Annotated in this window: 26 protein-coding genes; 16 read left to right on the forward strand and 10 right to left on the reverse strand. The window is 40.1% G+C overall.

The window, feature by feature from the left end:
- Positions 1 to 111: 111 nt before the first annotated feature.
- From larA to OFO12_RS04975, 4 genes are all read right to left on the reverse strand, one after another.
- Positions 112 to 1368, reverse strand: a complete 1257-nt coding sequence (larA, locus tag OFO12_RS04960) for a nickel-dependent lactate racemase (protein ID WP_270869702.1) — start codon at positions 1366 to 1368, stop codon at positions 112 to 114.
- 93 nt (positions 1369 to 1461) lie between these two features.
- Positions 1462 to 2715, reverse strand: a complete 1254-nt coding sequence (locus tag OFO12_RS04965; protein WP_270869703.1) for a ComEC/Rec2 family competence protein — start codon at positions 2713 to 2715, stop codon at positions 1462 to 1464.
- Between the two features lie 41 nt (positions 2716 to 2756).
- Complete coding sequence (gene glnA / locus OFO12_RS04970; RefSeq protein WP_270869704.1) at positions 2757 to 4187, reverse strand: type I glutamate--ammonia ligase; 1431 nt, start codon at positions 4185 to 4187, stop codon at positions 2757 to 2759.
- Between the two features lie 194 nt (positions 4188 to 4381).
- Positions 4382 to 4987: a hypothetical protein gene (locus tag OFO12_RS04975; protein ID WP_270869705.1), complete on the reverse strand. Its 606-nt coding sequence runs from the start codon at positions 4985 to 4987 to the stop codon at positions 4382 to 4384.
- Positions 4988 to 5071: 84 nt separating this feature from the next.
- Between OFO12_RS04975 and OFO12_RS04980 the strand changes: the two genes are divergently transcribed.
- Positions 5072 to 5284: a hypothetical protein gene (locus tag OFO12_RS04980; protein WP_270868431.1), complete on the forward strand. Its 213-nt coding sequence runs from the start codon at positions 5072 to 5074 to the stop codon at positions 5282 to 5284.
- On the opposite strand, the gene OFO12_RS04985 is transcribed toward OFO12_RS04980, so the two are convergent.
- The 3 genes from OFO12_RS04985 to OFO12_RS04995 form a co-directional block, all read right to left on the reverse strand.
- Positions 5266 to 5787, reverse strand: a complete 522-nt coding sequence (locus tag OFO12_RS04985) for a hypothetical protein (RefSeq protein WP_270869706.1) — start codon at positions 5785 to 5787, stop codon at positions 5266 to 5268. The genes OFO12_RS04980 and OFO12_RS04985 overlap by 19 nt on opposite strands.
- 111 nt (positions 5788 to 5898) lie before the next feature.
- Positions 5899 to 7272 (reverse strand): hypothetical protein, encoded by a 1374-nt coding sequence (locus tag OFO12_RS04990; RefSeq protein WP_270869707.1) that lies wholly within the window; start codon positions 7270 to 7272, stop codon positions 5899 to 5901.
- Positions 7244 to 7903, reverse strand: coding sequence for a response regulator transcription factor (locus tag OFO12_RS04995; protein WP_270862263.1), 660 nt, complete (start codon positions 7901 to 7903; stop codon positions 7244 to 7246). The genes OFO12_RS04990 and OFO12_RS04995 overlap by 29 nt, the downstream gene beginning before the upstream one ends.
- A 154-nt stretch (positions 7904 to 8057) precedes the next feature.
- Between OFO12_RS04995 and OFO12_RS05000 the strand changes: the two genes are divergently transcribed.
- On the forward strand, positions 8058 to 8498 hold the full coding sequence (locus OFO12_RS05000; protein WP_270858336.1) for a Dps family protein: 441 nt from the start codon (positions 8058 to 8060) through the stop codon (positions 8496 to 8498).
- Positions 8499 to 8671: 173 nt separating this feature from the next.
- On the opposite strand, the gene OFO12_RS05005 is transcribed toward OFO12_RS05000, so the two are convergent.
- Positions 8672 to 9028: a histidine triad nucleotide-binding protein gene (locus OFO12_RS05005; RefSeq protein ID WP_270869708.1), complete on the reverse strand. Its 357-nt coding sequence runs from the start codon at positions 9026 to 9028 to the stop codon at positions 8672 to 8674.
- A 132-nt stretch (positions 9029 to 9160) separates the two neighbouring features.
- On the opposite strand from OFO12_RS05005, the gene pheS reads away from it, so the two are divergent.
- From pheS to OFO12_RS05070, 13 genes are all read left to right on the forward strand, one after another.
- On the forward strand, positions 9161 to 10156 hold the full coding sequence (pheS, locus tag OFO12_RS05010) for a phenylalanine--tRNA ligase subunit alpha (protein WP_270868429.1): 996 nt from the start codon (positions 9161 to 9163) through the stop codon (positions 10154 to 10156).
- On the forward strand, positions 10153 to 12483 hold the full coding sequence (gene pheT, locus OFO12_RS05015; protein WP_270869709.1) for a phenylalanine--tRNA ligase subunit beta: 2331 nt from the start codon (positions 10153 to 10155) through the stop codon (positions 12481 to 12483). The genes pheS and pheT overlap by 4 nt, the downstream gene beginning before the upstream one ends.
- A complete protein-coding gene (gene aroA, locus OFO12_RS05020; RefSeq protein WP_270869710.1) occupies positions 12480 to 13757 on the forward strand; it encodes a 3-phosphoshikimate 1-carboxyvinyltransferase in 1278 nt (425 codons plus the stop codon). Before pheT ends, aroA begins: the two co-directional genes overlap by 4 nt.
- Positions 13747 to 14580 carry a 4-hydroxy-3-methylbut-2-enyl diphosphate reductase gene (locus tag OFO12_RS05025; protein ID WP_270869711.1) on the forward strand — a complete coding sequence of 278 codons (834 nt, stop codon included), beginning with the start codon at positions 13747 to 13749 and terminating at the stop codon, positions 14578 to 14580. The genes aroA and OFO12_RS05025 overlap by 11 nt, the downstream gene beginning before the upstream one ends.
- 123 nt (positions 14581 to 14703) lie before the next feature.
- Positions 14704 to 16365 carry a 30S ribosomal protein S1 gene (locus OFO12_RS05030; protein WP_270858329.1) on the forward strand — a complete coding sequence of 554 codons (1662 nt, stop codon included), beginning with the start codon at positions 14704 to 14706 and terminating at the stop codon, positions 16363 to 16365.
- Between the two features lie 56 nt (positions 16366 to 16421).
- Positions 16422 to 17999: a phosphoglycerate dehydrogenase gene (gene serA, locus OFO12_RS05035; RefSeq protein ID WP_270869712.1), complete on the forward strand. Its 1578-nt coding sequence runs from the start codon at positions 16422 to 16424 to the stop codon at positions 17997 to 17999.
- 15 nt (positions 18000 to 18014) lie between these two features.
- Positions 18015 to 18311 (forward strand): HTH domain-containing protein, encoded by a 297-nt coding sequence (locus OFO12_RS05040; RefSeq protein ID WP_270869713.1) that lies wholly within the window; start codon positions 18015 to 18017, stop codon positions 18309 to 18311.
- A 161-nt stretch (positions 18312 to 18472) separates the two neighbouring features.
- The gene (locus tag OFO12_RS05045; protein WP_270869832.1) at positions 18473 to 18976 is read left to right on the forward strand and encodes a WYL domain-containing protein; all 504 of its coding nucleotides are present in this window, start codon (positions 18473 to 18475) and stop codon (positions 18974 to 18976) included.
- A gap of 123 nt (positions 18977 to 19099) precedes the next feature.
- Positions 19100 to 19279 (forward strand): hypothetical protein, encoded by a 180-nt coding sequence (locus tag OFO12_RS05050; protein WP_270862272.1) that lies wholly within the window; start codon positions 19100 to 19102, stop codon positions 19277 to 19279.
- Positions 19280 to 19298: 19 nt separating this feature from the next.
- Entirely contained in the window at positions 19299 to 20765 is a 1467-nt protein-coding gene (locus tag OFO12_RS05055; RefSeq protein ID WP_270869714.1) for a hypothetical protein, read from the forward strand.
- A 15-nt stretch (positions 20766 to 20780) separates the two neighbouring features.
- Positions 20781 to 21416, forward strand: coding sequence for a hypothetical protein (locus OFO12_RS05060; protein WP_270865923.1), 636 nt, complete (start codon positions 20781 to 20783; stop codon positions 21414 to 21416).
- 10 nt (positions 21417 to 21426) lie between these two features.
- The gene (locus tag OFO12_RS05065) at positions 21427 to 22458 is read left to right on the forward strand and encodes a hypothetical protein (RefSeq protein ID WP_270869715.1); all 1032 of its coding nucleotides are present in this window, start codon (positions 21427 to 21429) and stop codon (positions 22456 to 22458) included.
- 1 nt (position 22459) lies between these two features.
- A complete protein-coding gene (locus OFO12_RS05070; protein WP_270869716.1) occupies positions 22460 to 22729 on the forward strand; it encodes a YkgJ family cysteine cluster protein in 270 nt (89 codons plus the stop codon).
- A 54-nt stretch (positions 22730 to 22783) separates the two neighbouring features.
- Here OFO12_RS05070 and OFO12_RS05075 read toward each other — a convergent pair whose 3' ends face one another.
- Positions 22784 to 23368, reverse strand: coding sequence for a PAS domain-containing protein (locus OFO12_RS05075; protein WP_270862277.1), 585 nt, complete (start codon positions 23366 to 23368; stop codon positions 22784 to 22786).
- 113 nt (positions 23369 to 23481) lie between these two features.
- Between OFO12_RS05075 and OFO12_RS05080 the strand changes: the two genes are divergently transcribed.
- Positions 23482 to 23922: a hypothetical protein gene (locus OFO12_RS05080; RefSeq protein WP_270858311.1), complete on the forward strand. Its 441-nt coding sequence runs from the start codon at positions 23482 to 23484 to the stop codon at positions 23920 to 23922.
- Between the two features lie 50 nt (positions 23923 to 23972).
- Here the strand turns inward: OFO12_RS05080 and OFO12_RS05085 are convergent, their stop codons facing one another.
- Positions 23973 to 24203 (reverse strand): YdcH family protein, encoded by a 231-nt coding sequence (locus OFO12_RS05085; protein WP_270858312.1) that lies wholly within the window; start codon positions 24201 to 24203, stop codon positions 23973 to 23975.
- Positions 24204 to 24235: the final 32 nt, after the last annotated feature.

Genomic DNA, 24235 nt, shown 5'->3' on the forward strand with positions numbered 1-24235 from the left:
CGCTCATTTTGCTTTGGCGACAAGTCGCCTCGCAATGACAAATTTGATAAATTTTAGAGATTGAATTTTAAAAAAGCAAAAATCAGGGGGCGCGAAGCCCCCGAGTAAAATTTATTTTTTTACGATTACGGAAATTCCGTTTGGAATCACAGTTAGGCTCTTTTTGCCTAGCGCATGCGCCATTTCTAGGGCTTCTTCAAGGCTAGCGGCATATTTCATTTTCATATCTTCTACCATGGTTTTGATCTCAGGGCGTGTTACTATGATGACTGTGTGTTTGATCAAAACGCGCGCGAGAATTTGGCTCTCCCATTGATCTGGGATTGTTTTTTCTTGTGGTGTTGCCATACATTGATCGTAAAAGGCTTGCGCGCTTTCGCAATCTTTAAGCGAGCGATAAAATCCCTCGCCACCGTGTCCGTCGGCACAGTATGAGCACTCGATGATGACGCCACCAGGGTTGCAGGTAGCCTCAGCCGCGGTCATTGATTTGACGCATTGGTAGAGATTTTGATCAAGTGGTGCGCCGCCGTTTGATGTGATGACGATGTCTGCCATTTTTGGCTCGACTTTGGCGTAACTTAGCAAAAAGTCGCAACCCGCTCTGTGCGCTGTGACATAATTTCCCGCAAATGCTGCGACTGTTTTTTTATCCTCGTCGATTACGACATTTACGATGTAGGCGAGTTTGGCAAATTTCGCCGCTGCTAGCATATCTGTGTGTAATGGGTTGCCATCTAGCACGCCAGTGCGGGCAAATTCGCTATCTATGAATTTCGAGCAGTGATTTCCTAGCACGGTTACTTTGTCGCAAACGCCAGGCAAAACGCTCTTTCTGCCGCCGCTAAATCCAGCGAAAAAGTGCGGTTCGATAAAGCCCTCTGATACCAAAAGCTCGGTCTCTACGGCTACTTTGTCGATGACGCAAGGCGCACCCGATGGCAAAATACCGATTTGTGTGTTTGAATCAGGATCGAAGCAATCATGCACCACGATTTTTGAGCTTTCATAAATTTCATCGCCTAGTTTGGCGCGAAGCTCGGCCTCTGTGGTAGGGCGGTGAAATCCAGTGGAAACTAAAAGCGTGATTTCGATATCGGGATTTCCCTCTTTTAGCTCGGCAAACATATTTGGCAAAATATCCTTGCTTGGCACTGGGCGGGTGTGGTCTGAGATGATGATGACGCAGTTTTTCTTGCCTTTGGCAAGCTCGCACAATCGCGGGCTATCGATTGGGTTTGCCATAGCTTTTTTTACGATTTCTAGGCCGCTACCCTCGGCTTTAAGCTCGTCGATTTTAGAGCGCAAAACATTTGCGTCCCCCTCGTCAAAGTCGATAAAGGTGTTGCCATAAGGAATCTTTAACATAATTTACCCCTTAAAATGAAATGAAAATTTAACTTTTTATTATACAGCGATGGGGTGTATATTTTGCTTAAATTTCAAAATAAATTTTAAAATTTAAGTTATGAAAAATATCGGCAAAATTCCTAAAATAGGGCATATCAAGGCGCAGGTTTTAAAGCGAATAGCACCAAGAGCGCACAAATTTGCAAGCACAAAAAGTGGAAGTGGAATTTGCGCTTTAAAGCTTGGAAGCGTGAAATTTAAAAAACTAATCAAAGCCTCATCAAAAACCCCGCCCAGTCCGCACAGGTGCAAAACCACGCTAAGAGGGTAAAAAATCACAAAAATATACCCAATGATAATCACGCTAATTTGCTGAAATGAAGCCAGCGGAAAGAAAAAATACACCGCGATATTCATCGCAAACCAGACATAAAGATTAAAAAGTGCCAAATTTGCGAAAGTGCTAAATTTGCCCCAAAAATGGTGCGAATACAAAAAAATATAAAGCACGCCAAGGGAGGAAAAATAAAACCCCACGCTAAAAGCTAGATGCGGAAAAACGGCTAGCAAAAGCGCAATGCTAAGGAATAAATTGGCGAAATTTAAAAGCTCGAAATTGCGCCACAAAAGGAAAAATCCCACCACACACATCGCTAGCGAGCGTAAAAAACTAGGCGTGAAATCCAGCACAAAAAGATAGCCAATCATCAGCAAAATCGCCGTGACGCTGAGGTCAAATTTGAGATTTCGCCACGGGAAAAATCGTCTTTGCAAAATGCGATAAATCGGCGCAAAGATTAGGAAAAACGACGAAAAAATAATGCCTAAATGAAATCCGCTAATCGAGACAATATGCGCGATCCCCCAGTGCGTGATGTTTTGGCGCAAATCATAAGGCATAGGCGTAGCAAAATACAGCGCGCTGTAAAGATCGGCTATGAGTTGATTTTCGTGCTGAGAACGAATAAAATTTATGGCTTTGGTTTTGGGCGAATTTTCGTAAAACGGGGCAGAAATTTTAAAATTTGGCGCATAAAATCTAGCCTTCACAAAATCCAAAAAACTCAAATTTTGCGTGATGATACCCACACTCACGCGCGCGAATCGTGGGAATTCTCGCCCGATTTTGGTCGTGGTATAAATCGTAAAATTCCCTGATTTTAGTTTTAGCACGGTGTATGTGCGGGCTTTACCCTTTGTTTTGTCGTAGGAATTTAGAATTTGGCTTTGTAAAAATATGCGAGAATTTGCCTTAAATTCGCAAAATTCGTGGTATTTAAACGCCAAATTTAGCGCAAAAATCAAAATGATAAAAAGCGAAAATAGGCAAAATTCTTTTTTGTTATAAAAGAGTTTGAGTTTCAAAATTTTGAAATTTGGGCGAAATCACTTTCGCCCACGCGCCCTTAGCACGAAAAATTCATCTTAAACTCATACGGAGTAGGGCGTGCTTCGTATGGCCAAACTTGGGTTTTAAATTTCATGTGTTGATAAGCTTGGATAAAATCGTCGCTCATAATATCTTTGAGATACGCTCTATCGCGGATCAGCGCTTCTAGCGAGCCGCGAAGTGTGTGCGGGAACTGCTCGATACCGCGCTCGCGAATCTCATCAAGGGTTAGTTTAAATAAATTTTCGTCCATTGGCCCTGCTGGCTCGATTTTGTTTTTCACGCCATCAAGTCCTGCCATTAGCATTGCAGCGAAGGCTAAATATGGATTTGAAGTGCTATCTGGGAAGCGAAATTCAGCCCGCACGCTCTTTTCGCCTGCGCCATAAGGAATTCGCACAGAGGCTGAGCGGTTTTGGCTAGAATATGTCAAAATCGACGGAGCTTCAAAGCCCGGAATTAGGCGTTTGTAGCTGTTCGTGCTGGCGTTTGTAAAGGCTGCGACGCTTCTTGCGTGAGCTAGCACACCGCCGATATACCATCTAGCGAAATCGCTTAAATTCGCGTAATTTCCCTCGCCGTAAAATAGGTTTTTGCCGTCTTTCCAGACTGATTGATGCACATGCATGCCATTTCCGTTGTCGCCATAAAGCGGTTTTGGCATGAAAGTCGCGGTTTTGCCGTTTAGTTGGGCTACCATTTTGATGACATATTTGAGTTTTTGCACATTGTCAGCCATTTCGACTAGATTGCCAAATTTCACGCCGATTTCGTTTTGGCCTTGGGCTACTTCGTGGTGTCCTAGCATGACATCTAAGCCTACTTGTTCCAAAACCTGCATCATCTCAGCCCTTAAATCAGTGGCTGTATCGATCGGCTGAGTCATCAAATATCCGCCTTTTTTGCGTGGGCGGTGGCCGCTATTGTATCCTGATGAGAAGTTCGTATCATCGTTCCACTCGCCCTCTTCGGTGTCTATCTCATACATAGCGCAGTTTGTGCTATCGACGATTTTGACATTATCAAAGATAAAAAATTCATTTTCAGCCCCGAAATACGCCTCATCGCCAAGCCCGCTATCTTTTAGGTATTTCATAGCTTTTTTGGCGATTGAGCGAGGGCATTTTTCGTAAAGTTCGCCCTTGTAAATATCGAAAATATCGCTAAAAACCACAGCCGTAGGGTCTGCGGTAAATGGATCTAAAAATGCAGTTTCGACATCTGGCATCATTAGCATATCACTTCGATCGATTGGCTGCCAGCCGTCCATCGAGCTAGCGTCCATTGGGATACCGTTTTTGAACTGATCTGGTTCGACGATTTTGATATTGTAGCTGATAGAGTGCCAAAATCCCTTCATATCCGTAAAGCGGAAATCGACAAATTTAACTTCGTTTTCTTCGCAAAATTTGAAAAATTCATCGACATTATTCACAAATTTTCCCATTTCTTCTCCTTAAAAATTCTAAATTTTGTAATTTTACCCTTTTGTTACTTAAAATACGAAGCGAAATATTTTTGTGCGAGTTAAATTTTGAAATTTGCGCAGTTTTGAAAATTTGGTGCTAAATTTAGTGATAAATTTAAAAAACCCCGCGAAATTCGCAGGGTTAGGGGAGTATGAAATTATTTTAGGAAGGCTTATTTTTTATCTTTTTTAAGCTCTTTTTGCGCCTCTCTTTTTTCCTTGCGCTCTTTTAAATTTTTAGCCAAATTTGACTTTTGCTCTGCGTTTAGCACACCAAGTAAAGCCTCGATGACACCAGCCTCGGCGCTGATTTGCTCGGTAAATTTTTTGCTATTATTTTCGATAAATTTTGCTTTGTCAAAATTAGCGATATCTTCTAGCAAATTCTCGCGTGGCTCTGATTTTTTGGCGATTCGCGCTTCGTTTGCTTCAAACATTATTCTGCGCACCTTCGCCCATTGCTCGTCGCTTAAATCAAGGCGTGGAAGCTCGCGCATAATCGCGCCTGTGTAGCGGTCATTGTGCCCCATTTTGTGGAATTTTTTCATACCTTGGCCAAATTTTGCCCCTTTTGCCTGGCAGTTTTTCATATCGCCAGCGCACGGCATTGCGCTATCGTGGAAACCGCCCTTAAATCCGCCCATTTTTGGCATTAAATTTGGAGCGCATTTATGCTCTGCGTTTGCGCATGGAAGCGGAGTTTGTCCGCCTTGCGGATCTTGTGCGAAAGCCCCAGTTGCCAAAACCGCGCACGCTAATGATAGAATTAACTTTTTCATTTTTTCTCCTTTACTTTAAAGTTGGCGTGATTATACGCGCGCAAACTAACCCCAAAACCCACGCTTTGCTAACCAAAGCTAACTTTGGCAGAAATTTACGATAAATTTGGAGTTTTGAAATACTGCGCCGATATGCTCGCTATTGTCATTGCGAGAAACGGCGCAAGCCGTTTCGTGGCAATCTACGAGCATAAAATTCCTTGCGCTAAATTTGCTGTCATTGCGAGCCGACACCTAACTACTAAAATTTTAAATTCGCAGTTTGCAATTCGTTTCCTTTATTTGATTTTAAAGTAAATTTCTTGCTTTTCATCATAAACAAATATTTTTTTATCCATTTCATTTGCTTCAAAATAATCAAGCAATTCGGTAGCTTCCGAAAGCATATCTTTATCAACTTCCATATATGATATTTCTTCATCGTGATTTAAATGTTTTTGTTGCACTTCATAAGAATACATTGCAGGCATATTTGAAAACATTATGTGGGCTTTATTTTTAGTAATTAAACGATATTCATCATTGATTTTAATAACTTTTTGCAAATCCGAATATAACTTTTTAGTCTCATCATCAAATTTACAAGTAACATAAAAATATACAGAATCAAAATGCGAAAGCGTATAACTAACTTCCTTTTCACAAATTTTATAAAATTTAGTTCTTTGTTTTTCCAAAATTTTATCATACTCTTTTGTTAGTTTTTCTATCTCATCATCGCTTTTATCTAGTGCTTTAAGTCTAGCGTTATAATGGGTTTTTAAATAATACAACTCATAATTTATCAAATCATCTTTCATCGCTTTTATAATAAAAGGTTCTCTAAAAAATAACAAAACTATCGGTAAAAAATATATCACCATCAATATAGCGATAAATTTAAAAAATTTTTTAACAAATTTACGCAAATTCTACTCCGCTTTTTTTATAAATTTTATAAAATTCACGCTATTTTCGTGCGAATAGGCGATTTCGTAGCCGTTTAAAATCGCTGTTTTTTGTATGATAAATAGCCCAAATCCATACCCGCTCGAACTTTTATGGCGCACGCTTTTATCCAATTTCCAGTTTAGTTCCAGTTCGCCGTTCGCGCTAGAAATGTCCTTAGCTAGGGGCTCGCCGCTGTTTTCAAAAACTATCGCGCCATGCGTGGCGTAAATTTTAATCTCGTGATTTGGCGAGTAATTCAGCGCATTTTCGATTAAATTTTTCAGACAAATCTCCCACAGCTCGGTGCTTCCATAAATTTTAAAATCGCGCGCTAAATCAATGCAAATTTTATCATTTTCGCGCAAATTTAGCTTTTCGCGTGTGCGCTCAAAAACCTCGCCAAAGCCCATTTGCTCGCACTCTACCGCCTCGGAGCTAACCAGACTTTCAAGAAGCCTGAAATTTTCTAACTGCTCGTTTATCTGCGCAAAAAGCCTAGCTAAATTGCCCTGATTTTGCGGGCTGGGAGCGTTTTTTAGGTAAAATGCGCCCTTGGCAAGGGGCGTTTTCATCTCGTGCATGAAGATTTTGTTAAACATTTCTCTGGTGCCAAGAAGCTGTTTTATGCGCAAAATCGCGCTATTATAGGCGTTTTGGATACGAGAAATTTCTTTATAATCGCTTTTGATTTCCAAAATTTTAAACTCGCCGTTTTTTAAATTTAGCAAATTTGAATAAAGCAAATTTAGTGGCGCCAAAGCCTTATTTAAAAAGAAAAAAAGTAGCGCCAAAATACCTAGCAAAACGCAGAAAAAAATGTCGAAAACCGCGAAATCTCGGTCATTATCCAAGGCGCGCAAAACCATATAATTAATCGGTGTGTATATGAAAAACAGCTCCTCGCGCCCTGATTTTACGATCTGATAACCGCTGTTTTTATCGCCGAAGCTCTCGATGATTTTGGCATTTTTGGTGCCGAAATTTTCGGCTAAAACAAAGCCATTTTGCGCCAAAATTTCATCGCTTGGCAAGCTAGCGTTTAAAAGCTCTTCTTGGAAACTTTGCAAATTTAGCCGTAAATTTAGGCGCAAAGTCTCTTTGTAGCGATAATCCTTCCAGCTATGCACGCCAAACCACAAAAAAACTATCCCCAAAAACGCTACCAAAAAAAGTATCAAAATGCGCCTGAAAATGGACTTTTGCGCGCTGTTTTGCAGACTAGGTTGTGCTGAATACTGCGCCGGAATTTTTGCGCCCTTTTGCGTATCTGTTTGCGCCGATTTTTGAGAATTTCCCTGCGCTGAATTTTGCGCCGAATTTTGCTCGTTATTTGGCAAGGCGATACCCTCTGCCACGAAGCGAGATTATGTGATTTGCCTCGCTGTGAGGTTTGATTTTGGCTCGAATTTTGCTGATTATCATCTCCAAATTTTTCTCATTTGCCGATACAATCGAGGGCGAGGCGCGCAAAATTTGCTCCTTGCTGACAGCGGCTGGGAAGTTGCGAACTAGCTCGCCAAGCACTTCAAACTCAGCCAGCGTAAGTCCCAAATTTACGCCGTTAAACAGCACATCGCCTAGATTTTTATCCACGCTAAACGCTAAATTTTCGCTCTCTTCTTTGAAATCATTTGCTCTGCGCAAAAGCGAGATTATGCGCGCGTATAGCTCGTCTGGGTCGTATGGTTTGGGCAGATAATCATCAGCCCCGATTTGCAGAGCGCTTACCTTATCGACGGTCGAGGCGCGCGCGCTCGAAACGATAACCGGGATTTTGCTTTTTTTGCGGATTTCTTTGCAAACTTCCAGCCCGTCCATACCAGGAAGCCCCAGGTCCAATAAAACCAAATCAAACTGCGCCAAATCCGTGCTAATCGCTAAAAACGGATCCTCGCACGCCTCCACGCTAATGCCCCGCGAACCTAAAAATTCGGCTATCAATCCAGCAAATTCTGCGTCATCTTCGATCAAAAAAACTTTTACCATTTTCGCTCTTTAAATTTTGTTATAAAGTCTTAATTATATGTAAATTTTGTAAATTTGAGAGTTCTAAATAATAAAATTTATTAATTAGATACTTTTTATTTAAATTTATCGTTTATAATACCGCCGAATTTAAATTAAGAAAGGAGACATGAAAATGTCAAAAGTAACAAAACAACTAAACCAAATCCAAGCAGATGCACACGCACTATTTGTCGCATTTCACGCATATCACTGGAATATCAAAGGCCTACAATTCGCGCCAATCCACTCTTACACAGAGGAGGCTTACGATGAGTTTGGCGTGCTTTTCGATGACGCAGCTGAAAGAGCCTTGCAAATCGGTGGCAAACCAGTAATCAAAGCCGAAGAGCTAATCAAACTAGCCTCTGCTCCAATCGATCTAAAAGACGATTATAGCGCAGAAGAGGTGCTAAAAAATGTGAAAAAAGCCTATGAATATTTGCTAAAAGAGTTCAAAAAACTAGCCGAAATCGCAGACGAAGCAGGCGATATCGTAACATCAAATTTCGCACAAGACAAACTTGGCGGATATGAAAAACGCCTTTGGATGCTTGATGCAATGCTTGCAAAATAATCTTTGCAAACCTCGATAAAAGTCGCCAAATTCGGCGACTTTTTTAAATTTTACACTTTAAAATTCACTATTAAAATTTAACCCAAATTACCAAAAAGCAAAATTTAAAAAATTTAAAAAATTTAAAAAAGCAGAAAAGTCGCCAAATTTGGCGACTTGTGAAATTTGTAAATTTAGAATTTATCGTGCGTATTCGCGCCGTTTGTGTTATCCCATGGAAGTTTCGTTCCACCAAGGATATGAAAGTGCAGGTGCATGACCTCTTGGCCGCTGTTTTCGCCGCAGTTGCACACTAGGCGGTAACCTGTCTTATCTAGCCCCATTTTCACAGCGACTTCCTTGATAAAACTGCTAAGACCGACCATAACCTCTGGCGGGGTTACTTGGAAGTTTTCATAGCATTTTTTCGGAATTGCCAAAATGTGGATTGGCGCCCTTGGGCTAATGTCGTGAAATGCCAGAAAATCGTCGTTTTCTAGGACTTTGTTACATGGAATTTCGCCTGCTACAATTCTTTCGAAAATATTCATAATGTATCCTTTTTTGATTAAAAATTCAGCCTAGATTATAGCTAAAAATTTCAAATTTATGAATTTTTACCTTGCTTTTATGAAATTTTAAATAAAATCGCAAAATTCATTTTTTTACAAAAAGGATAAATTTTGCAAGAAATCAAAGCCAAAATCGAAGCAGCCACTAGCTTAGATGAAATCGAAAAAATCCGCCTTGAATTATTTGGCAAAAAGGGCGTTATCACCGAGCTTTTCGCTCAGTTAAAGTCCGTCCCTGCCGAGCAAAAAAAGGAATTTGCAAAAGAGGCAAACCAAAAGCGAGATATTTTTTCCGAGCTAATTGGCGCGAAAAAATCAGCCTTGGAGGCAATCGCGCAAAAAGAGGCGATGAAAAAAGAGGCGATCGATGTTACGCTGTTTAACGAAAATGTCGCTAGCGGGGCACTTCACCCTGTAATGGAAACTATGGATAAGATAATCGATTATTTTGTATCGCAAAATTTCAGCGTAGAATCTGGTCCGCTAATCGAAGATGATTTTCACAATTTTGAAGCGCTAAATTTACCGAAATACCACCCAGCGCGCGATATGCAAGATACATTTTATTTAAATTCAGGCGAGCTTTTGCGCACACACACTAGCGGCGTGCAAATCCGCACAATGGAGAAATTCAAAACTCCGCCAGTGCGTATGATAGCCCCAGGTGCAGTATTTAGACGCGATATGGATTTGACACATACGCCGATGTTTCACCAAGTAGAGGGTTTAGTCGTCGAAAAGGGCGCAAATGTGAGCTTTGCAAATTTAAAATACATTTTAGAGGATTTTTTGCATTATATGTTTGGCGATGTAAAGGTGCGATTTCGCCCTAGCTTTTTCCCATTTACCGAGCCTAGCACAGAGGTTGATATTAGCTGTATTTTCTGTGGCGGATCTGGCTGTCGCGTCTGCAAACAAACTGGCTGGCTAGAAGTGCTAGGAAGTGGCGTGGTAGATCCAAATGTGTTTAAAGCGGTAAAATGGAGCGATGTGAGCGGATATGCCTTTGGGCTTGGGGTCGAGAGATTTGCTATGCTACTTCATAAAATTCCTGATTTGCGCTCACTTTTTGAAGGCGATATTAGATTATTGGAGCAATTTAAATGATAATAACGAAAAATTGGTTACAAGATTGGATTGATTTAAGCGAAGTTTCATCAGAAAATTTAGCCCTTACGCTAAATTCGATTGGTTTAGAAGTCGATGCGCACACTCGCATGAATATCCCAAATTTGGTCGTCGTGGGGCTAGTCAAAAGCAAAAGACGCCACGAAAATTCAGACCATTTAAATGTCTGCGAAGTCGATGTCGGCGAAAAAACGCTCCAAATCGTGTGCGGAGCCAAAAATGTCGATGCAGGGCAGTTCGTAGCAGTAGCACTCGTGGGAGCGAAGCTTCCTGGCGGATTGGAGATCAAACCAGCCAAACTTCGTGGCGAAGAGAGCTTTGGTATGATTTGCTCATCTACCGAGCTTGGGCTTCCTAAGACCTTTGACGGGATTATGATTTTAGACGAAAGTATCGGCGAGCTAATCCCTGGCAAGGCGTTAAATGAGTATGAAATTTTTAACGATGACATAATCGAGATCGAGCTTACTGCAAATAGGGGCGATTGCCTTAGTATTTTAGGTATCGCGCGAGATCTAAGTGCAGGGTTAAATTTAGCGTTGAAAGAAAAAGTCGAGTTCAAAGACCCTGAAAATGCCCCAGGAATCGGCAGAATTTTAAATGTCCATACAAACGCTGAAAGCAACGCGAGATTTTCGTTTCGCGCCTTTGAAGCAAAGAAAAATTTCGGCCTTTCCTTCAAACACATTTTGCGCCTTGCGATTGCCGATTTGCTAGGCTCTTGCGCTGTGCAAAACTATTTAGCTTATGTTACACACGCGACGGGAGTTTTGCTAAGGGCGTATGATTTCGAAAAAATCGCTGGTGGGAGCGAAAAAATTTCACTTGATATAAAACAGCTACAAAACGGCGAATTTGGCGTGTATTGCGGTGAAAAACTGCTAAGTATCGCTGGAATTTGCCAAGATGAAAATTTCAAAGCCTGCGATAACACAAAAATCGCAATCATCGAGGCAAACTACACCAAACCCCTTGTCATCGCAAAAGCCATAAACGAAAACAAAAGCCTAAAAGGCGACGAGCAGGTTTATCGCTCATCTCGTGGTAGCGAGCCAAGCCTAGGCGTGGGCACGGATCTTTTATTTCGCATTTTGGGCGAAAATCCTTCGATTTTGCCGTATGCTGGTGCGCAAAGAATTTCGAGCGCGTATGAGCCTGTAACGATTAGATTTAGCGACAAAGAGATTAATAAAATGATTGGCGCAGATATTTCGCGCGATCAAATCGTAAAAATTCTAAAAAAACTAGGATTTGATATCAGCATAGAGGCTGATTTTATCAACGCCAAAGTTCCGCATTTTAGGCACGATGTGCTAAATGCACACGATATTTGCGAGGAAATCGTGCGAATCGTAGGCATTGATAATATCGCCTCAGCACCGATGAAATTTGAGGAAAAAACACGCATAAACGAAACTTATATAAATTTGCAAAATTCACGCAAAGTGCGCAAAAAAGCGGCTGCTTTGGGATTTTTCGAGTGCGTGCATTATGTCTTTGACGATAGCAAAATTTTAGCCTCTCTTGGATTTGCGCCGTGCAAAAAAGAGATTTTAAACCCGATCAATAGCGAGTTAGACGCTCTTCGCCCAACTCTAATAAATCATCTTTTGGCCTCTGCTGAGAGAAATTTGAAAAATTCGAAAAAAAGCGTTAAGCTTTTCGAACTTGGCACGGTTTTTGACGCTGAGGGCGTGCAATCGCAAAAACTAGGATTTGTTGCAAGCGGACTAAAAAACGAAAGCTCTATCGCAAACGGCGCGAAACCTGCGGCTGTGGATTTTCTATACTTTGCGGGATTAATTCAAAGCGTGATTGGTAAATTTAGCGTGAAAATTCCAGAGCAAAAAATCGGCTTTTTAAGCGAATTTGAACAAGCCCTAATCGAACAAAATGGCGAAATTGTGGGCTTTATAGGGCGCGTAGATGGCGATGTGGAAAAAAGTCGGGATTTAGAAAAAACTTATTTGTGCGAGATTGATTTTGAAAAGCTAAAATTTGAAAGAATTATGGCAAATGCTTATTCGAAATTCCCTAGTATTTCGCGCGATTTAAGTATTTTGGTGCCAAATGAGCTTAGATTTGAAAAGATTAAAGAGGTTATAAGCTCCCTTAAAATCGACGCTTTGAAGGAATTTTTGCCGACTGATTTATACAGAGACGAAAGCCTAAAAGATAGCGCGAGTTTGACAATTAAATTTAGTTTCCAAGACGATAACAAAACCCTTGAAGATGACGAAGTAGCGGGCTTTATGGATAAAATTTTACAAGCATTAAATCAAAATTTAGGATTAGAATTACGATGAGAATTTTCGCTCAAAAATCGCCATTAAATGCCGAAATTTCAAATATCGGCTCGGATAAATCGATTTCTCATAGAAGCGCAATTTTCGCGCTTTTATCGGATAGGACAAGCAAAATTTCAAATTTTTTGCTAGCCGAGGATACGCTAAATACGCTAAAAATCGTAGAGGCTCTGGGCGCAGAGGTGAAGCGAGTGGGTGCCGAAATCGAAATCACGCCAAAAGGCGCGATAAAAGAGCCAAATATGCCATTAGAGTGTGGTAATTCTGGCACTACGATTCGCCTTTTTATGGGGCTTTTAAGCTCGGTTAAGGGATTTTTCGTCCTAAGTGGCGATAAATATCTAAACGAACGCCCAATGCGCAGAATAGGTGATCCGCTAAGTAAAGTAGGGGCGAAAATTTACGGCCGTGATAATGCGAACAAAGCTCCGATCGCAATCGAGGGAAATAAGCTTGAATATTTCGAATTTGATAGCAAAATTTCATCTGCTCAGGTCAAAACCGCTATGATTTTAGCCGCCCTTAATAGCAATGGTTGCAAATTTAGCGAACCTGAGCTAAGCCGTGATCATAGTGAAAAAATGTTAAAAGCTATGGGAGCTGACATCAGCACAAACGGCCTTGAACTGCGTGTAGAGCCACTACGCGCGCCACTTAAACCGCTTGAAATTTTCGTGCCAAACGACCCAAGCTCGGCGTTTTATTACGCTGTGGCAGCCTCGATAATCCCGGGCTCGCATATCGTGCTAAAAAATATGCTTTTAAATAAAACTCGCATAGAAGCTTACGAAATTTTAAAGAAAATGGGCGCGAAAATCAGCTACAAAAAAACTGATGAAATTTACGAAGAAATCGGCGATATCGAAATTTCTTACGCCCCGCTTCACGCCGTAGATGTTAGCGAAAATATCCCGTGGATGATAGATGAAGCCCCAGCCTTAGCCGTGGCGTTTGCCTGCGCGCAGGGCAAAAGCACTCTAAAAAATGCAAAAGAACTTCGCGTCAAAGAGTGCGACCGCATAGCTGTCATGGTCGAGGGATTAAAGGCGTGTGGCGTGAAAGCTAGCGAGCTAGAAGATGGCTTTGAAATCATGGGCGGTGGAGAAATGAGCCCAGCAATCATCACGCCTCATGGCGATCACAGAATTGCGATGAGCTTCGCTATTTTGGGGCTTAAATGCGGTATGATGATAGAAGATGCCAAATGTATCGCGACATCTTTTCCAAATTTCAGCGAAATTTTAAAACAAATTGGAGCTAGCGTTGAGGATTGAAATGGCCAAAAGCTACGGCTTTTGCTTCGGGGTCAAAAGAGCGATTAAAATCGCAGAAAACGCAGGCGAAGCCTCGACGATAGGCGAGCTAATCCACAACGCAGAAGAGATCAACCGTCTAAGGCAAAATTTCGGCGTTAAAACCCTAAAAGATGCTAGCGAAGTAAGCGATGAAAAAAAGCTCATAATCCGCACGCACGGTATCCAAAAAGAGGATTTGACGCGCCTAAGAGAGCAAAATAAAGAACTCATCGACGCGACCTGCCCCTTTGTGACCAAACCACAGCAAATCGTCGAAAAAATGAGCGATGAGGGGTATGATATCGTGATTTTTGGCGATAGCAACCACCCAGAGGTAAAAGGGGTAAAATCCTATGCTAAGGGCAGGGTTTTTGTGGTTTTAGAGCCAAGTGAATTGGACGAGATTAAGCTAAATTCGAAGGTTGCTGTCGTTTCGCAGACTACGAAAAAAATCGAAAATTTTGTCAAAATCGTGGATTATTTAATGCAAAAATCGCGCGAGGTGCGTATTTTTAACACAATTTGCAACGCAACGCTAGAAAACCAAGAAGCAGCCGCCAAACTTGCCAAAAAAGCCGATATTATGATAATCGTGGGTGGCAAAAATTCATCAAATACAAAGCAACTTTTTTTGATTTCGCAAAGCTTTTGCAAGGATAGTTATTTGATCGAAAACGAAGACGAAATCGAGCAAATTTGGTTTAAAAACAAAAATTTATGCGGGATTTCAGCAGGGGCTAGCACGCCTGATTGGATTATCAAAAAAGTCGTTGAAAAAATCGAAAAAATATCAAAATTTTAAAATTTCATCTCAAATTTAACATATCAAAATTTAAAAAAATTTAGTTGATTAAAAGCAAAATTTAGGTAAGATTTAGTTTTTAGCATTTTTGTTAAAAATGTAAATAAATTTAAAGGAAGCTTTATGGCCGAGGTGAACGAGAAAGTTCAAAATCACGCAGATGAAGATTTTGCGAAATTGTTAGAAGAGTATGACAACCAAAAATCACACGATGAGGTAGTCACAGGTAAGGTTATCGCTGTTAAAGACAACGAGATTTTCGTAGATGTGGGTAGAAAGCTAGAAGGAGTTTTGGATGTATCCGAAGTGAGCGACGCCCAAGGAAACTTGTGTGTAAAAGTAGGTGATGACATTAAAGTCGCGATAATCGGAAGTAGAGGTGGTCGCCCGGTCGTATCATATAGAAAAGCTATAAAAAAAGAAAAAGTTAAAGCATTTATTGATTCTTACGATGAAAATGCAGAAAATGTATATGATGTCAAAATCGTCTCTTTTAACAAAGGCGGTTATGTTTGCGTTAGCGAAGATGATGTTGAGTTTTTTATGCCACGCTCTCAAAGTGCGCTTAAAAACCCAAATGGCGCTATCGGCAAGACTTTTAAAGTAAAAGTTCTAAAAGTAAATGAAGATGAGCTAAGTATCGTGGTTTCACGCAAAAAATTGCTTGATGAGGACCGCAAAGCTAGCAAAGAAATCATCGAAAAAATCGTAGCTACTGAGGGTGTCATTGAAGGCACTGTTAAAAAAATCACAACTTATGGTATGTTTGTCGATGTAGGCGGCGTAGATGGACTAGTTCATTACAGCGAAATTTCATATAAAGGCCCTGTAAATCCTAGCTCGCTTTACAAAGACGGCGACAAAGTCCCAGTCAAAGTCGTCAAATACGATAGCGACAAAAAACACCTATCTCTTTCAATCAAAGCTGCAATGCCAGATCCTTGGAACGAGATCAAAGACAGCCTAGAAGTCGGCGACACAATCCGCGTAAAAATCAGCAATATCGAGCCTTATGGCGCATTTGTTGATTTAGGCAACGATATCGAGGGATTTTTGCACATTAGCGAAATTTCATGGGATAAAAATATCAAAAATCCAAAAGACTTCATCAGCGAGGGCGAAGAAATCGATGTAGAAGTCGTAGAAATCAACCCAGATGAAAGAAGACTAAGAGTAAGCCTTAAAAACTTGCTTCCAAAACCATTTGATGAATTTTTGGCAAAATACAAAGTCGGCGATGTGGTAAAAGGTGCAATCACAACAATCACAAATTTCGGCGCATTTGTTAGAATCGACGGAGTAGAGGGTCTTTTGCACAATGAAGACGCTTCTTGGGATAGAAATGAAAAATGCAAAAATTTATTCAAAATCGGCGATGAACTAGAAGTCAAAATTATCAAAATCGACAACGACACACAAAAAATTTCACTAAATCGCAAAGAGCTAGGCGATAGCCCGATTAGCGATTATGCGAAATCTCACAAACAAGGCGATGTCGTAAAAGGTAAAATTCGCGATATCAAAGATTTCGGAATCTTCGTAGAGTTAGAAGGTGGCGTAGATGCGCTACTTCGCAAAGAGGATTTGGGCGATAAGAGCGCAGATGAGATCAAAATCGGCGATGAAATCGAAGCTGCAATCGCATTTATCGACGAAAAGAAAAATCGTATTCGCCTAAGTGTTCGCAGACTAGCTCACCAAAAAGAGCGCGAGCTTTTAAACGAAGTAAATAGCGATGACGAAAAAATGACTTTGGGAGATCTTATTAAAGATCAACTAAAATAACCCCGCTTGCAAGGCAGTTTTGCCTTGCAACTCCACATACAAAATAGGAGAAATTTATGAAAACTGTAATAGTTTGCGACGCAATCCACAATATAGGTTTTGAACTTCTCTCAAAAGAATCAGATATCCATGTAATCGACGCTACCGATGTCCCAAAAGACGAGCTTTACGGCATGCTTGGCGATGCAGATGTAGCAATTACTAGAAGCTCGACTGCGGTAGATGAGAAATTCTTAAATTCAGGAACTAATCTCAAAGCTATCGTGCGCGCAGGCGTGGGCGTGGATAACTGCGATATCGACGGCTGCTCTAAGCGCGGAATTATCCTTATGAATGTCCCTACGGCAAACACAATCGCCGCTGTGGAGATGACTATGTGCCACCTGCTAAATGCCGCCCGCAAATATGTAAATTCGTGCAATGATTTGAAAATCAATCGCATTTGGAAACGAGAAAAATGGTATGGCACCGAGCTATACAAAAAAAGCCTAGGTATTATCGGCTTCGGAAATATCGGCTCTCGCGTGGGTGTGCGCGCACTTGGCTTTGGTATGAGTGTCATCGCGTATGATCCATACATCGATCCAGAAAAGGCCACGAAACTAGGCGTGAAATACACTACGAATTTCGACGATATCTTAGCGTGCGATTTCATCACAATCCACACACCAAAAAACCGCGAAACTATCAATATGATTGACGAGCCACAAATTGCCAAGATGAAAGACGGCGTGCGCCTCATAAACTGCGCGCGCGGTGGATTATACAACGAAGCAGCCCTAGTAAAAAACCTAAAATCAGGCAAAATCGCATATCTAGGCATAGATGTTTTCGACAAAGAACCAGCCACTTCGCATGAATTTTTAGATATCGAAAATTTAACCGCTACTCCGCACCTTGGCGCAAATACTTTGGAATCACAAAGAAATATCGCAGTCGAAGCTGCTGAGCAAGCTATCAGCGCAGCACGCGGTATCAGCTACCCAAATGCGCTAAATTTGCCTATCAAGTCCGAGGATTTACCAGCTTCAATCGAAGCGTATGTGGATTTGATATCAAAAATGGCATATCTAGCCGCCCAAATCAACAAAGGCCCGATAAAATCTATCAAAATCGAGGGTAGCGGCGAGATTTCACAATACCTAAATTCAATGCTAGTTTTCGCTATCGTGGGCGCACTACACGATAGCTTGGGCGATTCGCTAAATTATGTCAATGCGAAATTCCTAGCCGATGAGAAGGGTATCGAAACCGAGTATAAAGAGTGCGTGGGCAGTATCTATAAAAATGAGATTGGCGTTACGATTATCACTGACAAGGATACTTCGAGCGTCGTGGGCACGGTCTTTGACGGCAAAGAGGGTCGCATAGTCAATGTCAATGGATTTAAAACTGACTTCAAGCCAAAAGGCAAGATGATAATCTTCAAAAACACCGATGTCCCGGGCGTCATCAAAAACATAAGCACGATTTTAGCCGATGAGAATATCAATATCGCTGACTTCCGCCTAGGCAGAGGCGAGGACGGCAACGCACTAGCCGTGATCTTAGTCGATTCTCAGGTGCAAAAATCAGTCCTCGAAAAGCTCGCTAAACTAGACACTTGCCTCATGGTGCGCTACGCATCGCTATAAATTTAGCCAAATTTAATGGGGGGTTATAATAACGATTTTATTATAACCCCAAAAGAAAGCAATATGATAAAAAATTTAGAAATTTACGCAAAAAACTCAGGCAAAACCCGTGATAATATCGCTTATCGCATGGCGAAATTTTGCACCTTGGCACTTAGCGCGCAAAGCTTCACTCTTGGTGAGCTTAGCAAAGAGCTAGGCGTGGGCGCAGATACGCTCAAACGCGATATAAAGGCGCTGGAAAATCATGGATTTGAGTTCGCAAAGAGTGGTGGCGAAATCCGCGCAAACTGCGTTGGGGGGGGGTTCTAGATACCTGCTCGCTTAGTCTAGCGCGAAATTTAGGCGTTAGCGAGATTTTCCCTAGCTTTGGAAGCGAGGAAATCACAGACCTACTAAACGGCGTTTATAAAATCGACGCCAAATTTGACAAATTTACCCCAAATTCCACGCTCAAAAGGGATTTTGAGGAGATTTGCTATGCTATCAAAAATCACAATATTTTAAATTTCACTTACTCGGGCAAGGAGCGCACCGCAAAGCCTTATGCCTTTATTTTCCGTCTTGGGGTGTGGTATGTGCTGTGCGATGAAATGGGGGTTTTAAAGACTTTTACATTTGAGAAAATTTCAAATTTAGATGTTTTGGAGCAAACCTTTTCGCCAGAAATCAAAAAACTAGCCCAAATCAAAGAAAACAAAAACCACTGGTTTTCATCTAGTCCCATAAATGCGAGATTGCGTGTGGATAATACTGCGCTTGGATTTTTAAAACACAAGAAATTTTTTATAAAACAAGAAATCATAAATCAAAATGACAAATTCGCCACACTCGCCGTAACGGCGGCGTTTGAAGATGAAATTTTAAATTTCGCAAAACTCTATCTGCCATATATCAAAATCATCGAACCAGCGAGTTTGCAAAGTAAATTTGAAAAAATTTTGCAAGATTATCTAAAAAATGGCGGAAATTTATAAGAAACGACAAACCCTGTCGCAGCCATTTCGTAAAATACCATAAATTTTTACGAAAGGATGAAAAATGTGGAAGTTTTTCTTAGGTTTAGGCGTAGGTGCGATAGCAGGAGTAGGAGGAAAAATATGTTAAATGAAAAGTATATGCATATGATGATGCGTTTATTAATAACACCAGATGATAAATTGGATGAAAATTTGAAAAAGCAAAAGAGACAATTAGTAGAAAAATTATCTAAACAACAGGAAAGTTTAGAAAAATTGCAACAAAATGAAGAAAGCAATTGTAAGAATTTAAAAAAGTAAATTTTATAAAGAAGAAAAAATGACAAATTTATTTCCTTATGAGTATTCATTTGCTGGTGAAAAACAAATTGCAAGATTGCAAAATTTAGGACTTTTGGAGCAACAAATAAGCGATTTACAATTTGAAGCAGATAGTATAATTAGGCGTTATGGTAAGTTAAAAAATAATGCTGATAGCTTAGATTATATGGTTGCTTTTGCTAGTGGTGCTATTGCGGGGGCTATTGATATAATTTGGGTCGGAGCGTTTGATTTTAATAGGGGTAAGCAGTGGGGTAGCGAAAAAGTCAATGACTTTGTGCAAAAAGTAGCTAAGTGGCAAGGATACAAAGGCGATAAATTAGATGGTGCTATAAAATTTTTAGAAGATAAATTTCCTATTGTTGCCGATAAAGCTACGGCTGAATTTGGCGGTGGCTTAGGGCACCATTTGCGTGATTTTTCACACCACCCTACGCCAATCGGGCTAATGTTTTCTTTGCTTACGCAATTTACTGGCAATGTGTATGGCACAGACACAACAGGAGCTTTTATGATAGTTCCGTTAAAAGATACTACGCTTATCGGAAAAGATATATATGAAAAAATTCTTTTTGGAGTAGTTTATTGGTTTTTTCACATGGTTAGCGATATGGCTGGTTCTAGTGCCACAGCTGGGGCTGGAACGGGACTTCCTGGACCTATTGTGTCGCTTTTAAAAGAAATTTCATCTTTGCCTATTTTTCAAAATTTTAAAAATGAAAGCGGAAATTCTGAATTTTCTGTGTTTATTTCAAAATTATTTAACGGCACATTATTTTCCGAGCGTGATAAAAATGGAAAAATTATAAAAGAGAGCATAAAACCGTTTGATTTAAGGGGCGAAATTGGCGTAACCTATGAACTTGCTCGTCAAGCAGTGCCTGTAATCATAAACGAGTGTGTTGTTAGGGCGTTTTATTTTATTCGCCGTTTTGCTATGGAGATAAGTGAGAAAGAAATTAAAAATTTACAAGACTTAAAACAAATAGATTGGCAAGTTGTTTTGCCGTTTAATAACGGCACGATTAAACGAATGCTGAGTATTTCATCTGTAACTTTTACTGCCATAGATTTAGCTGACGCATACAAACAAGCAAATATTTTGCGTGTGAATTTTATAGGTGTTGCAAGACTTTGTTTGGCTGTGTTGGATGATTTGAAATTTCATGCCAAGTTAGCTAAACAATATAGAGCTGATATGGAGCGAATTTGTGGAAAAATCATAGAACTATTGCAAATTTATGAAAGCGAACTTAGGAGCTATATCAATGAGTATTTGAGCGACCATATAGCCGAATTTAGCGTAGCGTTAAAAAATATGGACGATATGTATAAGCTAGGCGATACTGACGGCTTTATAAAAAATGCTAATCGTATTACACAAAAATTAGGAGGCGAAGTGCAATTTAAAAATTTTGATGAATTTAATGACCTGATTAATTCAGGCGGAATTATTGAAATCTAAAATGAAAGGAAAAATATGGAAGATTTAGACGAAATAATCAAAGAAATGAATAATTCTTTGAAAAAATTATCGCATGCGGAGCAAAAATTAAATTCTCTATATGCTACATCTATGAGTGATAACAAAGTTCCAAAAATGGTTTTATTGCGATTAGCAATGGATATCGATGGTGTAAAAGATGAAGAAGTTAATCTTTTTTCAGAAATTGCCGAAGAATACGGTTTAAATTCTGATGAAATAGATGAGGTTGAGGAGATATTCGAAGAACTTCTATCATCAGATGATAAATATTATGAAGATATTTTTGAAAAGTATGCAAAAAAAAGCATAGATGCAGATTACAAAAAAAGCAATATGCAGTTTCTCTGGACGCTGATAAATATGGGCTTTATCGATAAAGATTATTCTGAATACGAGCAAGGTTTAGTCGATATTTATTGCGAAATTGCCAAAATCGATAAAGTTTTTGCTAGGGAGCTAGAAGATACAGCCGAGGCTATGAGTGCGATCGTAAAGCAAAAGGAATTTTTGAAAAATTCAAAAATGAGTTCCGATAAAATGAAAGTTTTTGAAAGCGAGTTAAACAAAAATCAAGCTGTGTTAGAAAATAGCATATCGGAGATAATTTCACTCTCATCTACATTAAAATAAAGGAGAAAATATGCCATTACCATTTATACCAATTTTATTAGGAGCAGCAGCATTAGGAAGTGCTGCTTATGGTGTTAAAAAAGGCTATGACGCTTATGAAGATAACGAAGATGCCAATAAAGTAAATGATATAGCAAACGAAACTATCGAAGATGCGAAAAAGCTTATCGAAGCTCATAGAAAAGCAAGTGGAAAAGCGCTTGAAAATTTGGGCGAGAAAAAACTTTTTATCTTAAATAACGAAATAAAAAATTTAGTCGATACGATTGAAAAAATCAAAGTTAAAGATAGTGTAGGACTTGAAGAGTTAAGCAAATTCAAGATAGATAAAGGCGAATTTGATGGTTTAAAAGAGATGAGTAGTTTTGCTTCATCTATACTAGGCGGAGTTGGTGCAGGTGCTATGGGTGGGGCCTTGACAGCTTTTGGCGCGTATGGAGCTACTGGTTTGTTAGCTAGTGCTAGCACGGGAACGGCGATTAGCACTCTTAGTGGCGCGGCTGCTACAAACGCTACTTTGGCATTTTTTGGTGGCGGAAGCTTGGCAGCTGGTGGCTTAGGAGTAGCTGGTGGAACTGCTGTACTTGGTGGTTTGGTAGCTGGTCCAGCACTAGCGGTGATTGGATTTATAGCTAGTGAAAAAGCAAGTGCTCTAAAAGATGAAGCCTATGCAAATTTATCAAAAGCCGAAAAATATGCGCAGGAGCTAAAAACTGCGAGTGTGGCGTGCGACGGCATAAGAAGACGGGCGGATATGTTTTATAGGCTTCTTGTGAGACTAGGCGCGCTAGCTATGCCGATAAACGAGGAGTTGTTTGCCATAGCCCAAAAATACAAAGACCCAAGCACTGGCAAGGCAGACTCTGAGAAATTTGATACCAATGAGCGTAAAGTTCTCTTCCAGAGTAGCGCGGTATTAAGGGCTATGAAAGCCGTGCTTGATACTCCACTTTTAAACGAAAAAGGCGAATTAACGCAAGATTCACAACGAGTGGCGTTAGAACAATCTGACGAAATTTACGAACTAGAAAATCAAAGATAAAATGAGCTTTAATTGTTCTAAATGTGGGGAGTGTTGCAGGCATATCGCAAATATTCCCCAGCTTAGCGAATTTGACAGAGGCGATGGAGTTTGTAAATATCTGCGTGACCACGAGTGCGATATTTACGACACTCGCCCTGAAATTTGCAATGTAGAAAAAATGTATGAAAAATATTTTTCGAATTTATATTCTCGCGATGAATTTTATAAATTAAACGAAGAAGCGTGTGAAATGCTACAAAATAAAAACCTTAAAAATTTACAAATTTAGCGTCTGGCAATTTAAATTTACAAAATTTCGCCAAACGCTAAATTTCACCTAAATTTATCTTCCAAAAATTTTGCCAAATTTGGCTTGGAGTTTGTCTAAAAAGCCTTTTTTGGTGACGATTCCGTCGATAAATTCGTCATAAGTCGTATTGTTGGCGTGCAAAAACCCCTCCAAATACTCATAGCTAGCCTTTATGCCGGAGCTATTTTCGATCTCGACTAGTTTTTTGTAAATCGGCTCGATTTGCTGGATTATCTCGGCTGGTGCTGGCGTGCGAAATGCCGTATGCTCCGATATAGCCGTGTGTCCGACGACCTTTTTGGTATGCGGGTCGATGACTTGATCGAGCTTGGCGATGACCCAGTAATACCTGCCGTCTTTGGCTAGATTTTTCACCGCAGCCGTAAATGGTCTGCCCTTAGAAATGCTATCCCACATTAGCTTAAATGCGATTTTTGGCATATCTGGGTGTCTGACGATAGAGTGTGGTTTGCCGATGAGCTCGCCCTCGCTATACCCACTAACCTCCAAAAAATAATCATTGACATAGGTAATGATACCGCGAGGATCCGTCTTTGAGATGATGATTTTGCTGAAATCCAGCTCGATTTGTTCATCTATGGGAACAGGTCTTTCCATACTTACCTCCTATTTTTGTATATATTATCCTTTTTGTTCTGGTATTTTAACATAAATTTTATAAATTTGTGTTATAATAGCGATTTAATTAATTCAACCAAAGGAAATTTCCAGTGAATAAAGCGGATACTATAAAAGCCGTTGAGAGATTTGTAAATTCGCAAGAAATGATGATGTTTCGCGTCAAAAAGGGGATTTATCAGGACTCAGCGCAAAATTTAGAGCAGGTATTTGCTCCGTTTAAGGATTTTTACTCGTTTTTGAAAAATCCTGCTAATAAATTGCAAGAGTTACTTGGAAATGTCGCGTATGATTCGATCGTGAGCTTTACAGAATCTAGCATTGAGCATTGTGATAAGATCTGGGGCACATATTTTGTCGAAACAAAGGGTTTGTTTAAATCAGGCATAAAATATGTCGAACCTGACTTCGTAGCGAAGGAAAAAGCCAAAGCTTACTACGACGATTTGGTCAAAAACAACGAAAAATTAATGGAATACATCGATATCGGATTACAACGCTTACACAGCCTGGAAGATAAATTATTTTTGTAATTTTATAAATTTGATATTAAATTTGTGGTTGCGCGGAGTGCGCAACCTTTTTATTTGCCCTCTTTTTCAGCTTTAATCTTAGCCAAAAACATACCGATTTCATCTTTTACACGAAGTTTCTCTCTTTTTAGAGAATCCACTTCTAAATCGCTCATATGCACTCTGCCCTCGACTGCGGCTGCGATTTGATGATCTAAATCATCGTGTTTTTCAAACAACGCATCAAAGCGTGCATTTTTGCCTTTAAGTTCAGTGATTAAATCTCTGTATTCGTGAAACATAACATATCCTTTTCTTTGAAATAGCCTACTAG

It is taken from the genome of Campylobacter sp. JMF_04 NA10 (assembly GCF_027737655.1).
Classification (GTDB): Bacteria; Campylobacterota; Campylobacteria; order Campylobacterales; family Campylobacteraceae; genus Campylobacter_B.

Bases quoted from the DNA above. Each gene is read 5' to 3' on its own strand.
- OFO12_RS05000 (WP_270858336.1), top strand. From the start codon at position 8,058: ATGTCAAAAGTAACAAAACAACTAAACCAAATCCAAGCAGATGCACAC.
- OFO12_RS04975 (WP_270869705.1), bottom strand. From the start codon at position 4,987: ATGAAAAAGTTAATTCTATCATTAGCGTGCGCGGTTTTGGCAACTGGG.
- OFO12_RS05075 (WP_270862277.1), bottom strand. From the start codon at position 23,368: ATGGAAAGACCTGTTCCCATAGATGAACAAATCGAGCTGGATTTCAGC.
- OFO12_RS05005 (WP_270869708.1), bottom strand. From the start codon at position 9,028: ATGAATATTTTCGAAAGAATTGTAGCAGGCGAAATTCCATGTAACAAA.
- OFO12_RS05070 (WP_270869716.1), top strand. From the start codon at position 22,460: ATGAGCTTTAATTGTTCTAAATGTGGGGAGTGTTGCAGGCATATCGCA.
- aroA (WP_270869710.1), top strand. From the start codon at position 12,480: ATGAGAATTTTCGCTCAAAAATCGCCATTAAATGCCGAAATTTCAAAT.
- OFO12_RS05055 (WP_270869714.1), top strand. From the start codon at position 19,299: ATGACAAATTTATTTCCTTATGAGTATTCATTTGCTGGTGAAAAACAA.
- serA (WP_270869712.1), top strand. From the start codon at position 16,422: ATGAAAACTGTAATAGTTTGCGACGCAATCCACAATATAGGTTTTGAA.
- OFO12_RS05065 (WP_270869715.1), top strand. From the start codon at position 21,427: ATGCCATTACCATTTATACCAATTTTATTAGGAGCAGCAGCATTAGGA.
- OFO12_RS05050 (WP_270862272.1), top strand. From the start codon at position 19,100: ATGTTAAATGAAAAGTATATGCATATGATGATGCGTTTATTAATAACA.
- OFO12_RS04995 (WP_270862263.1), bottom strand. From the start codon at position 7,903: ATGGTAAAAGTTTTTTTGATCGAAGATGACGCAGAATTTGCTGGATTG.
- OFO12_RS04985 (WP_270869706.1), bottom strand. From the start codon at position 5,787: ATGAAAGATGATTTGATAAATTATGAGTTGTATTATTTAAAAACCCAT.
- glnA (WP_270869704.1), bottom strand. From the start codon at position 4,187: ATGGGAAAATTTGTGAATAATGTCGATGAATTTTTCAAATTTTGCGAA.
- pheT (WP_270869709.1), top strand. From the start codon at position 10,153: ATGATAATAACGAAAAATTGGTTACAAGATTGGATTGATTTAAGCGAA.
- OFO12_RS05085 (WP_270858312.1), bottom strand. From the start codon at position 24,203: ATGTTTCACGAATACAGAGATTTAATCACTGAACTTAAAGGCAAAAAT.
- OFO12_RS05030 (WP_270858329.1), top strand. From the start codon at position 14,704: ATGGCCGAGGTGAACGAGAAAGTTCAAAATCACGCAGATGAAGATTTT.
- larA (WP_270869702.1), bottom strand. From the start codon at position 1,368: ATGTTAAAGATTCCTTATGGCAACACCTTTATCGACTTTGACGAGGGG.
- OFO12_RS05060 (WP_270865923.1), top strand. From the start codon at position 20,781: ATGGAAGATTTAGACGAAATAATCAAAGAAATGAATAATTCTTTGAAA.
- OFO12_RS05040 (WP_270869713.1), top strand. From the start codon at position 18,015: ATGGGGGGTTATAATAACGATTTTATTATAACCCCAAAAGAAAGCAAT.